The sequence below is a fragment of the Dermacoccus sp. Tok2021 genome (genome assembly GCF_019895135.1).
In the GTDB taxonomy this organism is placed as follows: domain Bacteria; phylum Actinomycetota; class Actinomycetes; order Actinomycetales; family Dermatophilaceae; genus Dermacoccus; species Dermacoccus abyssi.
The window spans coordinates 233,232-246,254 of sequence record NZ_JAGTHU010000001.1 but is presented as its reverse complement, the minus strand read 5'-3'; the positions used below and the strand labels follow the sequence as shown (position 1 = coordinate 246,254).

Here is a 13,023-nt window from a genome sequence, read left to right as displayed (position 1 = left end):
CGCTCAGCAGCGAGGCATGGGAACCCCCGTCGATCCAGTACCGTTGTGCCATCGACCGTTCCCCCACCGTGAGGCATTCTCGATCATCATGGGCCCAGCCCTTTCCCTTCTCGCCGGCATCGTGATCGTTCTGATCATCACCGCGTTCACCGGCTGGTTCGTCGCCCAGGAATTCGCGTTCATGGCCGTCGACCGTTCCCGCACCGCAGCACGAGCCAAGGGCGGCGACGACAAAGCCGCCAAGACGCTCCAGGTCACCCGCAGCACCTCGTTCATGTTGAGCGGCGCTCAGCTCGGCATCACCGTCACCGGTCTTGTCGTCGGTTACGTCGCCGAACCGCTCATCGGTGGCGCGATCCGCGACATGGGCTCTGCAGCCGGCATATCGAAGGCGTTCGCCGCCGTCGTCGGTGCCGTCGTCGCGCTCCTGCTGTCGACCATCATCCAGATGGTGCTCGGCGAGTTGTTCCCCAAGAACTACGCCATCGCACGCCCGGAGCAGGTCTCCGACCGCCTCGCCGGTTCGACGCTCGCGTACCTGCGCGTCTTCAAGCCGCTCATCTGGCTCTTCGATCGTGCCTCCGAGGCTCTGCTCAAGCTCCTGCGCATCGAGCCCGTGCACGACGTCGAGCACTCGGCGACCCTGCGCGACCTCAAGCACATCGTCGGCGAGTCCCGCGGCTCCGAGCTGCCCGAGGAACTGTCCGACATGATCGACCGCGCCCTCGAGTTCCCCCAGCGCCCCGCCGGTCACGCAATGATCCCGCGTGCCCGCGTCGACGTCGTCCAGGCCGACACCCCCGTCCGCGAGATCCGACAGCTCATGGAGGGCGGCCACACGCGCTACCCCGTGCTCGACAACGACGACGTCGTCGGAGTCGTCGAACTCCTCGACGTGCTCACGCTCCCGTCGGACGACGAGCGCGAGGTCAGCGAGATCATGCGACCCGCGTTCCTCATCTCATCGTTCACCGTGCTCCCCGAGGCGCTCGCGGCCATGCGAGCCGAGCGCCGCACCCTCGCCATCGTCGTCGACGAGTTCGGTGGCTTCGCCGGTGTGCTGTCGACCGAGGACCTCGCCGAGGAGATCGTCGGCGAGATCGAGGACGAGCACGACCCCGACGACCTCACGGCCATCGTCGAGGACGAGACCGGTGACGACGACGCGTGGATCTGCCCCGGCGGCACGCCCACCGACGAGGTCGAGCGTTCGCTCGACATCCTCATGCCGCCCGGCGACTTCGAAACCGTCGGCGGCGTGGCCATGGCCTACAACGGCGGCTTCGTCGAGGACGGCGTCACCGTCGAGGTTCCGCTGCCCGTCGACCCGGGCGAGTACGCCTCCGACGACGCGCCGCCTGAGCGTTTCCTCGTCATCCAGGTCATCGACACCGAGAACCGCGTGCCGCACACGGTGCGCCTCACCCTCGAAGCACGCCACGAGACGGAAGGTGACGACGCATGAGCACCCCCGCCCTCATCCTCATCAGCGTCGCGATCGTGGCGCTCAGCGCCTTCTTCGTGGCCGTCGAGTTCTCGCTCATCGCAGCGAAGCGCCACCGCTTCCAAGAACTCGCCGCCACCTCCCGCAGCGCCCGCGCCGCTCTACGCAGTTCGGGTGACCTGACGCTGTTGCTCGCCGGCTCCCAGCTCGGCATCACCCTGTGCACCCTGGCACTCGGTGCCCTGTCGAAGCCGGCCGTGCACCACGCACTGACGCCGCTCCTCGCTGACCTCGGCCTGCCCAGCACTGTGGCCGACGTCCTCGCGTTCGTGCTTGCCCTGTTCATCGTGACGTTCATCCACCTCGTCGTCGGCGAGATGATGCCGAAGTCGTGGGCCATTGCTCACCCGGAGCGTTCCGCGATGCTCCTCGCGCTGCCCATGCGCGGCTTCATGCTCTTCACGCGTCCGCTGCTCGTCGTCCTCAACGGCGCCGCCAACTGGCTTCTGCGCCGCATGGGCGTCGAGCCGGCCGACGAGGTCGCCGCGGCCCAGGACCCGGAGGGCCTGGAGCAGCTCGTCGAGCACTCGACGGAGACCGGCACGCTCGACCCGGTCTCGAGCAGCCACATCCGGGGTGCTCTGTCGCTGCGGGAGATGACGCTCTCCGATCTCGTGCGACCCGACCACGCCATTACCGCGGTCTCGAAGGACGCCACCGCGGCGGACGTCTGGCACACCGCCCAGAAGGCGGGACACCTGCGTGTCCTCATCGGTTCGAACGGCCACTACGAAGGCGCGGTTCACGTCCGAGACACCGTCTCGCGCGAACCGTCGGCACCGATCGCCGACCTCGTCCACCCCACGGCAACGTTCGATGAGAGCACGCCGGTGACGAAGGCGATGCATGCAATGCGCGAAGGCCGCCAGCACCTCGCCCAAGTCACCCGCGAAGGCTCCTTCGTGGGCGTCGTCACGCTCTCCGACACCCTGCGCGGTCTGTTCCCCGCGGAGGTGGGCACCCGCGCTGAGCCTGCGACGAGCGACGTACCGTTGGACGCATGAAAGCCTCCCCTCGCGCTGTCGACCTGACGATCACCGGCCACGTCCAAGGCGTCTCGTTCCGCGCCTACACGGCCGACCGAGCCCGCGAACTGGGCCTCGTCGGCTGGGTGGAGAACCTCGACGACGGCTCGGTGCACGTGCGTGCCCAAGGTGATCCCGACGCCGTCGAGAGCCTCGTCGACTGGTGCCACGACGGTCCATCCGCGGCACGTGTCGACGACGTCGAGGTGCGCGATGTGGCGCCCCAGTCCGTCGACGACTTCTCCGTGCGGCGCTGATCGCCCCCTCGATGGAGTGCGTCTACTTCGACCGGCATCTGTGCCGCTCGTGCACCCTGCTCGAAACTCCCTACGCGGAGCAGCTTCGCAATAAGCAGGCTCGGGTCGCCGAAACGCTGGCCACGCGGATCCCCGACGGTGTCTGGCTGCCCGCGCGGGCGTCGGCCGAGACGCGGTTCCGGTCCAAGGCGAAGCTCGCCGTCGGCGGCACCCTGCAAGCGCCGACACTCGGCATCACGGACGCAGATGGAACCGGGGTCGACCTGCGTGAGTGCGGTATCCAGGACGCAGCCATTTGGGACGTCGTGCCCGACCTTGCAGGCTTCGTCACGTATGCCCGGCTGCGGCCGTACGACGTCGCAGAGCGCGAGGGTGACCTCAAGTTCGTTCTCGTCACCGCGAACACCGACGGCGAACTCATGGTGCGCTTCGTCCTGCGCAGCGAGGACGACGTATCGCGTCTACGCGAGGCGTTGCCCGCTCTCCTCGAGCGCCTCCCCCAGGTGCGCGTCGTCTCGGCGAACATCCATCCCGAGCACAAGGCCGTGGTCGAGGGCGACCTCGAGATCCCACTGACGCCGGAGCAGACCCTGCGTCTGCCGGTGGGCGACGTCACGCTGCACCTGCGTCATCGCAGCTTCCTCCAGACGAACACCGACGTCGCCGGCGACCTGTACCGACAGGCCGCCGCCTGGGCCGACGCGGTGCACGCGCGCAACGTCCTCGACCTGTACTGCGGGGTCGGCGGGTTCGCACTCCACCTCGCCGGCGAGCACCGGAGGGTGCACGGCGTCGAGATCGAACCCACCGCGGTGGAGAGCGCGCGCCTGGCTGCGTCGGAGCGAAGCACCGCAGGGGATGTCACGTTCGAGGTCGGTGATGCGAGCGTGCTCGACGTGCCTGCGGAAGACTCCGCCGACCTCGTCGTCGTCAACCCACCACGACGGGGTATCGGCGAGCACCTGGCTCGTACGCTCGACGGCAGCGGCGCGCACACCGTCATCTATTCGAGCTGCAACCCGACGACGCTCGCGGCCGATCTGGAACACCTCGCCTCCTTCGATGTCACCGCCGCGCGCCTGTTCGACATGTTCCCGCACACCCACCACGCCGAGGTGGCCGTGCTCCTGCGCCGTCGCCTCTGAATGCGGTCGACCGCATAACCATTCGGACACAAAGCTCCTGCGCCCCGAACCGCTGCGCCGATTCAGGGATCGCCAAGAATAGATTGAGGGGTCTTTCACCCACGTCACACCTGGGAGCCCTGAGTGCCCGAGAACTTGCCCGCTGACGCCCGCGACGCGTCAGAACCCTCCGCGCCTTCGACCTCGACGCCGAAGAAGGATCGCAGCCACTGGCTGTACATCGCCGTCATCATCGCCGTGATCGGCGGCATCATCTTTGGTCTCGTCGCTCCCGACGCGGCCAAGGAGTGGAAGCCTGTCGGCGAGATGTTCGTCGATCTCATCAAGATGATGATTTCGCCGGTCATCTTCTGCACCATCGTCCTGGGTATCGGCTCGGTGCGGAAGGCTGCCACCGTCGGTAAGGCCGGCGGTCTGGCCCTCGCGTACTTCCTCACGATGTCGACCTTCGCACTGGCCATCGGCCTCGTCGTCGGCAACATCATCCAGCCGGGACACGGGCTCAAGATCACCCCCGGTTCGGCTGACAAGTACGTCGAAAAGGCGTCGGAGTCCGACCACGGCCTCCTCGGGTTCATCGCCGACATCATCCCAACAACTCTGTTCTCCCCTCTCACCGGCGACAGCGTCCTGCAGACCCTGTTCGTCGCCCTGCTCGTCGGCTTCGCCATCCAGAAGATGGGCGCCGACGCCGAGCCGGTGCTGCGCGGTATCACCTACCTGCAGAAGATCGTCTTCCGCGTGCTGACGATGGTTCTGTGGCTCGCCCCGATCGGTGCATTCGGCGCCATGGCTGCGGTCGTCGGAGAATCCGGAGCCAAGGCCGTCGGTGAGATGCTCAAGCTGATGTTCGGGTTCTACGTCACCTGTGCTCTCTTCATCTTCGTCATCCTCGGCGCACTGCTGTGGCTCGTCGCTCGCGTCAACATCTTCAAGCTGCTCAAGTACCTCGCCCGCGAGTTCCTCCTCATCGTCGCGACGTCGTCGTCCGAGTCGGCCCTGCCGAACCTCATGGCGAAGATGGAGCACGCCGGCGTCGACCGCTCCACGGTGGGCATCGTCGTACCGACCGGCTACTCGTTCAACCTCGACGGCACGGCCATCTACCTCACGATGGCGTCACTCTTCATTGCCGACGCCATGAACATGCCGATGTCGATGGGTGAGCAGATCGGTCTGCTCCTGTTCATGATCGTGGCGTCCAAGGGGGCCGCAGGTGTTACCGGTGCGGGCCTCGCGACCCTTGCCGGCGGCCTGCACGCGCACAAGCCCGAACTCGTTGACGGCGTCGGCGTCATCGTCGGTATCGACCGCTTCATGTCCGAGGCTCGCGCGCTGACGAACTTCGCGGGCAACTCCGTCGCCACGGTTCTCGTCGGCACGTGGACCAAGTCCATCGACCGCGAGCGCCTCAACATCGTCCTGGACGGCAAGGAGCCGTTCGACTACTCGACGATGGACGATCACGGCAGCAAGGCTTCAGCGCGTCACTGATCGGTTCTCCCCGGTTTCGATGCGATCCCGTCACCCGCGAAGGGTGGCGGGATCGCATCGTTATGGAACCTATATGCGCACCGCGGGTGTCGACGACGTGGGCCACGCCACACCGCCCGTAGGGTCGCGGGATACCCCTACTCCCCCGACGACGTCCGAAAGGCGGCCACGTGTCGAGCCCAGTCGCACCACAGAACGAGGAGGTGGCGGGCGAACAGCTCTCCCGCGGCCTCAGCAATCGCCACATCCAACTGATCGCCATCGGCGGAACGATCGGCACCGGCCTCTTCATGGGCTCCGGCCGCACGATCAGTGCCGCCGGCCCGTCGGTCATCCTCGTCTACGGGATCATCGGCTTCTTCCTGTACTTCGTCCTGCGCGCCATGGGCGAACTGTTGCTGAGCAACCTCGAGTACAAGTCGTTCGCGGACTTCGCCGGTGACATCCTCGGCCCGTGGGCCGCGTACTTCACGGGGTGGACGTACTGGTTCTGCTGGATCGCCACCGCGATCGCCGATGTCGTCGCCATCGCAAGTTACGTCGCGTTCTGGTGGCCTGATCTCCCCCTGTGGATTCCCGGCCTGGCGCTTATCTTCCTTCTCCTGGCGCTGAACCTGCCCTCGGTGAAGTCCTTCGGTGAGCTCGAGTTCTGGTTCGCCCTCATCAAGATCGTCGCCATCGTGGCGCTCATCATCATCGGCCTGTACATGGTGTTCACTGGCTTCTCCTCCGGCGGTTCCAAGGCCGCGTTCTCGAACCTGTGGGACCACGGCGGCTTCTTCCCCAAGGGCTTCATGGGCTTCGCGGCCGGCTTCCAGATCGCCGTGTTCGCGTTCGTCGGTGTCGAGCTCGTCGGCACGGCAGCCGCCGAGACGAAGGACCCGCACCGCAACCTCCCCCGCGCGGTGAACTCGGTGCCGATCCGCATGCTGCTGTTCTACATCGGCGCCCTCTTCGTGCTGATGTCGGTTCGTCCCTGGACGGAGTTCAAGGCGGGCGAGTCGCCCTTCGTCAAGATGTTCGCGCTCGCCGGTCTCGCGGCAGCCGCGGGTGTCGTCAACTTCGTCGTCCTCACCTCGGCGGCGTCCTCGGCCAACTCGGGCATCTACTCGACGTCGCGCATGATCTACGGCCTCAGCCGTCAGGGGGACGCACCCCGGGCGTTCTCGAGCCTGTCACGCAACAAGGTTCCGGTCGCGGCGCTCCTGTTCAGCTGTGTGTTCCTGCTCATCGGCATTCCGCTGCTCTACGCCGGTGGCGGTGTTGCCGAGGCCTTCGACATGATCACCACCGTGTCGGCGATCTGCTTCATGTTCGTCTGGACGATCATCCTGCTCAGCTACATCACCTACCGCCGCCGTCGTCCTCACCTGCACAAGGAGAGCACCTTCAAGATGCCCGGCGGCATCGGCATGTGTGTGGCCACGATGGTGTTCTTCGTCTTCGTCCTGTGGACCCTGACGACGCAGGAGAGCACCCTCACGGCGCTGCTGTGGACGCCCCTGTGGTTCGTCCTCATCGGGATCGGTTACCTCTTCGTGCGCAACACGCCGGAACACCGCGTCCTGCGTGGCCAACACGCCGACAAGGTCGTGGCCGAGAAGCGGGCAGCAGCAGCACACCGCTGACCTCTTTCTGCTCGGACCGACGACGGCCGTCCGCTCACTTCGGTGGCGGGCGGTCGTCGTCGTATCGCGAGCGCTGAATCGCCAGCTCCGTCCACAGGTGTGACGGCCGTTCGGGGCTGTGGACGGCCCCCGGCACGCTCGGTGCGTTTCGGCGCACGCTGAAGGCATGACGATCAATCCAGCCCACGCCCCCATCACCTCCCGATCGACGCTCACGGCGTTCTGGCAGAACGTGCTCGGTGCCAGCCGGCCACAGGGGCGCAGCCTCTGGCTCGCCTTCCACGACGAGAACGGCCGCGTCCACAAGGCACTCACCCAGATCGACGGCCTCGCCCTACGTCCCGACGCGGACGCCGTCGCCAACCTCGCGCTCGTCGTCAGTTCGATCGCTGAGGAGTCGCCGGACATCACCGGAGCGCTCGTCCTGCTCGAACGCGGCGGAACGAGCGGAGCCTCCCCGTTCGAGGAATCGTGGGCGGACGCCCTCACCGTCGCCCTGGAGGGGTACCTGCGGTGGCCGGTCATGGTCGCGGCACCCGGCAAGCTGGCGGAGGTGCCGCTCTGGACGAGCGCGGCGTGATTCCTGCTTCCCCGTGATCCTGTCGGCACGAACGCCAGGCGTGTCCACGGCGTGAAACGATGGCCTCATGAAATTCTCAGAGAACGTCGCCGACCTTGTGGGCAACACCCCGCTCGTCAAGCTCGGCCCGGTAGCACGTGAGGCGGGCGTCGAATGCACCGTCCTCGCGAAGGTCGAGTACTTCAACCCCGGAGGCTCGGTCAAGGACCGCATCGCCCTCAAGATGATCGAGGCCGCAGAGGCCTCGGGCGAGCTCAAGCCCGGTGGCACCATCGTCGAGCCGACGTCCGGCAACACCGGTGTCGGCCTCGCGCTCGTCGCTCAGCGCAAGGGCTACCGCTGCATCTTCGTCTGCCCCGACAAGGTGGCCAAGGACAAGATGGACGTTCTGCGTGCGTACGGCGCCGAGGTGGTCGTGACGCCCACGTCGGTGGCTCCGGATCACCCGGATTCGTACTACTCGGTCTCCGACCGCATCGTCGCGGAGACGCCGGGCGCGTGGAAGCCGAACCAGTTCTTCAACGAGTTCGGCCCGCAGTCGCACTACGAGAGCACGGGCCCGGAGATCTGGCGTGACACCGAGGGCAAGGTGACGCACTTCGTCGCCGGCGCGGGTACCGGCGGCACGATCACCGGCACGGGTCGCTACCTCAAGGAGATCAGCGCCGACCGTCCGGAGAGCGAAGGCGGGCGCGTCCGCATCATCGGTGCCGACCCCGAGGGATCGATTTACTCGGGCGGCAGCGGACGCCCGTACCTCGTCGAAGGTGTCGGCGAGGACATGTGGCCGGGCGCGTACGACCCGTCTGTTCCCGACGACGTCATCGCCATCAACGACCAGGACGCCTTCACGATGACGCGAGCTCTCGCCGAGAAGGAAGGTCTTCTCGTCGGTGGCTCGAGCGGCATGGCCGTCGTCGGTGCTCTGCGTGTGGCGAAGGACCTGCCGGCCGACGCCGTCGTCGTCGTCCTGCTGCCCGACTCGGGCCGCGGCTACATGTCGAAGATCTTCAGCGACGAGTGGATGAACTCCTACGGCTTCGTCACCGGCGGCGACGAGAAGACCGTGGGCGAGGTGCTGCGCCAGAAGTCGGGAGACCTCCCCGACCTTGTGCACACGCACCCCACGGAGACGATCCGCGACGCGATCGACATCATGCGCGAGTACGGCGTGAGCCAGCTGCCCGTCGTGGCTGCCGAGCCGCCGCTCATGCTCGGCGAGGTCCGCGGCGCCGTCAGCGAGCGCACGCTCATGGATCTGCTTTTCGCCGGCAAGGCGCAGTTGGCCGACTCCGTGGCCGATCACCTCAGCGAAGGTCTGCCCCTCGTGGGCCGGGGCGAACCGCTCTCGGCCGCCCGTGAGGCGCTGCAGGAGGAGGACGCTCTCCTCGTCGTCGAAGGTGGCCGTCCCATCGGGGTCCTGACGCGCTTCGACCTGCTCGAGGCCCTCGCCAAGTAGTTCCCCGAGATGTGACGAAGGCCCCGCAGCCGACGCTGCGGGGCCTTCGTCATGTCCCGGTTGCTTCAGGCGCGCACGCGTTCCGCACCGGCATACACGTTGAAGTGGTCGCGGCGCATCATGCCGACGAGCACGAGCCCGTACTCCTCGCAGAGATCGACGGCCATCGACGACGGCGCCGACACCGCGACGATGCCGCTCACGCCCGCGGCGACGGCCTTCTGCACGATCTCGAAGGACACACGTCCCGACACGACGAGCAGACGGTCGCGCGCAGGGAGCAGCCCGTCCATGAGTGATCGGCCGAGCACCTTGTCGACGGCGTTGTGACGGCCGACGTCCTCGCGAACGACGTCGATCCGCCCGTCGTAGGTGGCGAGCCCGGCGGCGTGGAGACCTCCCGTGCGTTCGAACGCCCTTTGCTGTTCGCGGAGGGTGTCGGGCAGGTCGCGTGCGACGTCGACGTCGAGCACCTGAGCCGAGCGCGGCCCGACGGCGCCGAGCGTCAATTGGTCGGCACTACAGACGCCGCAGGCCGCGCCGGTGACGAAGGATCGGGGGCGCGGTGGTGTCGTGTGCGGCGCGAGCGCGATCTCGATGACATCGACGTCGTTCTTCCAGCACCCGCGCAGCTGCGTGACGTCGGCCGGAGCTTCGACGCCGGATTCGACGAGAAGCCAGCCGGCAGCGAGTTCCGTGTCGTGCCCCGGGGTTCGCATGAGCACGGCGAGCGTCGTGTCACCGAGGTGGAGTTCGAGGGGCGCCTCGACGACGAGGTCGTCGGCGCGTCCGGTCATGCCACCGGGGTTGACGCGGTGGACGCGGCGACGGGCTGTCATCTGCGACACCCGGAAAGCGTACAGTCGCGAACATGGCTGACGTGAGAACCCATGTGAAGGAACGCACTTCGGCGCCTGAGGGCTTCTTCGAGACCGAGGCCGCCGGGTTGCGGTGGCTCGGTGAGGCAACGGCGAGTGGCGGAGCGGACCTCGTCGAGGTGCTCGACGTCGATTCGCGTTCGCTCACCTTGGCTCATGTCGAGTCGGCCTCCCCAAACGCCGAAGCGGCTCACGCCTTCGGCAAGGCGCTTGCCGCGACGCACGCCGCCGGAGCCCCCGGCTTCGGCGCCCTTCCGCCGGGCGCGGGTCACTACTATTTCGGTCCGCTCGATCAGCCGATCTCGCTACCCACGGACGTGTACGACGACTTCGGCACCTTCTACTCACGTGCCCGCCTGCACCCCCTGGCGGAGCGCGTCGACCTTCCCGGGCGGGAAACTCGCCTCCTCGACGATCTCTGCAGGGCACTGGAGAACGGCGCAGCCGAGTTCGGCCGTTCCGCCGTCACGCCGGCACGGGTGCACGGCGACCTGTGGAGCGGCAACGTCATGTGGTCACCGAACGGCGTGGTACTCATCGACCCGGCAGCTTGCGGCCACCACCCGTTGGCGGACCTCGCGATGCTCATGATGTTCGGCGCTCCGCACGTCGAGGAGATTGTCGCGGGCTACGAGGCGGCGCGACCGTTGCGCAGCGGTTGGCGTCAGGAGATCCCCCTGCACCAGCTCTTCGGCTACCTCGTGCACCTTGATCTCTTCGGTGGCGCCTACCTCTCCCCCACGACTGATGCGCTACGAGCAAGTGCCGAACTCTGCGGCGTCTGAGACGGAACCGATGTGACTGCTCTCACGTCGTAGTGCTGGCATATCAACCACGGGGCAGGGGAACATCATGTGCGAGCACGACGCCTTCACTCACACGCCAGGATCGGGCCACGGCACGACGCGACGAACGTTACTCACTGGCGCCCTCGCCGCGCCGCTCGTGGCGGGTGTCTCCGCCGGATCGGCCACGGCAGCCACCACGGTGACGCGCTGGGTGAAGCCGCCGTACACCGACGCCTACCCGGCGATGCAGGTCAAGAACGCCGTGGGCCGTCTCGGTGAGGCGGTGCCGGTCACCGGCTACTTCGTCAACACGACGTGGTTCAAGATCACCACCGGCAAAATGGCGGGTACGTACGTCTCCGGTTCGGGGCTGACCACGACGAACCCGGCCACCCAGACTTTCGCCTACCCCTCACCCGACCCGTTCTCGCTCCCCCCGGTTGGCTCCCGCCTCACGCGTTACGTCATCAGCCGCGACTTCTATGTCAGCACCCGCGCGTCCGCGTCCTTCTCCGCCGCGCGCAGAACATCGATCGCGCCCCGCACGAAGGTCACCGGCAAGCTCGTCTCGAGCGACTGGGTGAGGCTGGACGACGGCCGCTACATCACGACCGCGCTGCTCGCCACCACACCGGTCGTCCGTGCCTTCAACAGCCGCGTGCCGAGCGGAAGGCTGCGCGCGTTGCCCGCCTACCTACGAGCACCGTCGGCCGCCGCATCGTCCCTCGAGCGCGTTGCGGCCATGCAGTTCATCCGGATGGGCACGGCGTTCGCGAAGGTCTTCGGCTACCACATCACCGTCGAAAAGGGCTACCGCTCGCTGTACTGGCAGAAGCACTGGTACGCCCAGTACGGCGCGCCTCGCGCTGCCTATCCGGGTACGTCGAACCACGGCATGGGGCTGGCCGTCGACATCCGAAGCGGTGCCGGATCGCCCTTCACCTTCGGTACAGCTGCCGACAAGTGGCTGACCGCGAACGGCGCAGGTTTCGGCTTCCACCGCTCGTGGTGGCTCGACCAGGGCCGCCCGAACGCCGAGTTCTGGCACTACAACTTCATCGGCTGACAGAGACGGCGAACCTCAGGCGAGGTTCGCCGTCCACCACTGCGCGAGGTCGCGGGCCGAGGTGTCGACGGCCGTCGCCCAGTCGAGCGCCGATTCGTCGGCGTCGTCGGAGACGTGCTTGACCACGCGCACCGGCACCCCAAAGCTTTGGCACGCCATGACGACCGCGTACCCCTCCATGTCGACGAGCGACGCGCGCTCGGCGAGCACGTCACGCACCGCAGGGTCGCTGACGAACAGGTCACCGGTGGCGAGAACGAGCTCAGGGTCGCCGAAACCCGTCGTCAGTCGCTCACGCGGGTCGTAGCCGAGCGCACGGATGGCGTCGGCACTCATGTCGTGGTTCAGCACGACGCCTGGCTCGAAGGCGCCGCGAAGACCGGGCCGGAGCGCCCCGCAGCTGCCGAGGTTGACCACGGTGAGCCTCTCGCGACCGGCTTCCCCGCGCTCCGCAAGAGCACGCGTCGTGGCAATCGCCGCCGCCGTCTTCCCGAGCCCGGTGATGACGACCTCGACATCGTCGGGCAGATAGCGCGTCTCGCTGCGCGCCGCAGCAATGACGAGGAAACGCTCGCTCATGCCTCGAAGCGCTCCGTGTCACCGGAACCCACACGAACGACCTCCGGGTAACCCTCGGTGAAGTCGACCACCGTCGTCGGACGAGGCTCCACCGACTCCGCGTCGATGACGATGTCGACGAGGTGATCGAGTTCCTCCTTCACCGCCCAGCCGTACGTGAACGGCTCTTCCTGATCGGGCAGGATGAGCGACGTCGACAGCAACGGCTCCCCCAACGCCTCGACGATGGCACGCGCCACCGGGTGAGTGTCGAGACGCACGCCGACGGTCTTCTTCTTGGGGTGGACAAGCTTGCGCGGCACCTCGCCCGTCGCCGGCAGGATGAACGTGTACGGCCCGGGCGTTGCCGCCTTCACCGCGCGGAACGCTGCGTTGCTCAACTGCACGAGCTGCCCCATCTCCGCGAAGTCACGGCACACGAGAGTGAAGTCGTGCTTCGCGTCGAGCTTGCGGATCCGAATTATCCGCTCCTTCGCTTCGGCATTGCCGAGCGTGGCACCGAGCGCGTAACCCGACGACGTCGGGTAGGCGATGAGCGCGCCGTCACGCAACGCGTCCACGACCTGCGCGATGAGACGCGGCTGCGGGTTCTCGGGGTGGATGTCGAGGAAAGTTGCCAT

Annotated in this window: 13 protein-coding genes; 10 read left to right on the top strand and 3 right to left on the bottom strand. The window is 67.2% G+C overall.

Going from position 1 to position 13,023, the window contains the following annotated elements:
* Window positions 1-121 precede the first annotated feature (121 nt).
* From K9D12_RS01150 to K9D12_RS01115, 8 genes are all read left to right on the top strand, one after another.
* Entirely contained in the window at window positions 122-1,465 is a 1,344-nt protein-coding gene (locus tag K9D12_RS01150) for a hemolysin family protein (RefSeq protein WP_231579563.1), read from the top strand.
* On the top strand, window positions 1,462-2,508 hold the full coding sequence (locus K9D12_RS01145; protein WP_223059247.1) for a hemolysin family protein: 1,047 nt from the start codon (window positions 1,462-1,464) through the stop codon (window positions 2,506-2,508). The genes K9D12_RS01150 and K9D12_RS01145 overlap by 4 nt, the downstream gene beginning before the upstream one ends.
* Window positions 2,505-2,786, top strand: coding sequence for an acylphosphatase (locus tag K9D12_RS01140; RefSeq protein WP_223059246.1), 282 nt, complete (start codon window positions 2,505-2,507; stop codon window positions 2,784-2,786). Before K9D12_RS01145 ends, K9D12_RS01140 begins: the two co-directional genes overlap by 4 nt.
* An 11-nt stretch (window positions 2,787-2,797) precedes the next feature.
* Window positions 2,798-3,931, top strand: coding sequence for a methyltransferase domain-containing protein (locus K9D12_RS01135; RefSeq protein ID WP_223059245.1), 1,134 nt, complete (start codon window positions 2,798-2,800; stop codon window positions 3,929-3,931).
* Between the two features lie 135 nt (window positions 3,932-4,066).
* Window positions 4,067-5,425, top strand: a complete 1,359-nt coding sequence (locus K9D12_RS01130) for a cation:dicarboxylate symporter family transporter (RefSeq protein WP_223059326.1) — start codon at window positions 4,067-4,069, stop codon at window positions 5,423-5,425.
* A gap of 170 nt (window positions 5,426-5,595) precedes the next feature.
* Window positions 5,596-7,053, top strand: coding sequence for an amino acid permease (locus tag K9D12_RS01125; RefSeq protein WP_118915104.1), 1,458 nt, complete (start codon window positions 5,596-5,598; stop codon window positions 7,051-7,053).
* A 166-nt stretch (window positions 7,054-7,219) separates the two neighbouring features.
* Window positions 7,220-7,633: a hypothetical protein gene (locus K9D12_RS01120; protein WP_047311623.1), complete on the top strand. Its 414-nt coding sequence runs from the start codon at window positions 7,220-7,222 to the stop codon at window positions 7,631-7,633.
* 67 nt (window positions 7,634-7,700) lie between these two features.
* Window positions 7,701-9,092: a cystathionine beta-synthase gene (locus K9D12_RS01115; RefSeq protein ID WP_223059244.1), complete on the top strand. Its 1,392-nt coding sequence runs from the start codon at window positions 7,701-7,703 to the stop codon at window positions 9,090-9,092.
* A 65-nt stretch (window positions 9,093-9,157) separates the two neighbouring features.
* On the opposite strand, the gene fdhD is transcribed toward K9D12_RS01115, so the two are convergent.
* Window positions 9,158-9,931: a formate dehydrogenase accessory sulfurtransferase FdhD gene (gene fdhD, locus K9D12_RS01110; RefSeq protein ID WP_223059325.1), complete on the bottom strand. Its 774-nt coding sequence runs from the start codon at window positions 9,929-9,931 to the stop codon at window positions 9,158-9,160.
* Here fdhD and K9D12_RS01105 point away from each other — a divergent pair.
* Entirely contained in the window at window positions 9,925-10,755 is an 831-nt protein-coding gene (locus K9D12_RS01105) for a fructosamine kinase family protein (RefSeq protein ID WP_370633436.1), read from the top strand. The genes fdhD and K9D12_RS01105 overlap by 7 nt on opposite strands.
* Window positions 10,756-10,822: 67 nt before the next feature.
* A complete protein-coding gene (locus K9D12_RS01100; protein ID WP_223059242.1) occupies window positions 10,823-11,824 on the top strand; it encodes a M15 family metallopeptidase in 1,002 nt (333 codons plus the stop codon).
* Window positions 11,825-11,839: 15 nt separating this feature from the next.
* Here the strand turns inward: K9D12_RS01100 and K9D12_RS01095 are convergent, their stop codons facing one another.
* Window positions 11,840-12,403, bottom strand: coding sequence for a nucleosidase (locus tag K9D12_RS01095; RefSeq protein ID WP_047311618.1), 564 nt, complete (start codon window positions 12,401-12,403; stop codon window positions 11,840-11,842).
* Window positions 12,400-13,023, bottom strand: a complete 624-nt coding sequence (locus K9D12_RS01090; RefSeq protein ID WP_047311617.1) for an L-threonylcarbamoyladenylate synthase — start codon at window positions 13,021-13,023, stop codon at window positions 12,400-12,402. The genes K9D12_RS01095 and K9D12_RS01090 overlap by 4 nt, the downstream gene beginning before the upstream one ends.

Coding starts and splice junctions, on each gene's coding strand:
- K9D12_RS01120 (WP_047311623.1), top strand. CDS start 7,220: ATGACGATCAATCCAGCCCACGCCCCCATCACCTCCCGATCGACGCTC.
- K9D12_RS01115 (WP_223059244.1), top strand. CDS start 7,701: ATGAAATTCTCAGAGAACGTCGCCGACCTTGTGGGCAACACCCCGCTC.
- K9D12_RS01090 (WP_047311617.1), bottom strand. CDS start 13,023: ATGGCAACTTTCCTCGACATCCACCCCGAGAACCCGCAGCCGCGTCTC.
- K9D12_RS01135 (WP_223059245.1), top strand. CDS start 2,798: ATGGAGTGCGTCTACTTCGACCGGCATCTGTGCCGCTCGTGCACCCTG.
- K9D12_RS01100 (WP_223059242.1), top strand. CDS start 10,823: ATGTGCGAGCACGACGCCTTCACTCACACGCCAGGATCGGGCCACGGC.
- K9D12_RS01140 (WP_223059246.1), top strand. CDS start 2,505: ATGAAAGCCTCCCCTCGCGCTGTCGACCTGACGATCACCGGCCACGTC.
- fdhD (WP_223059325.1), bottom strand. CDS start 9,931: ATGACAGCCCGTCGCCGCGTCCACCGCGTCAACCCCGGTGGCATGACC.
- K9D12_RS01095 (WP_047311618.1), bottom strand. CDS start 12,403: ATGAGCGAGCGTTTCCTCGTCATTGCTGCGGCGCGCAGCGAGACGCGC.
- K9D12_RS01145 (WP_223059247.1), top strand. CDS start 1,462: ATGAGCACCCCCGCCCTCATCCTCATCAGCGTCGCGATCGTGGCGCTC.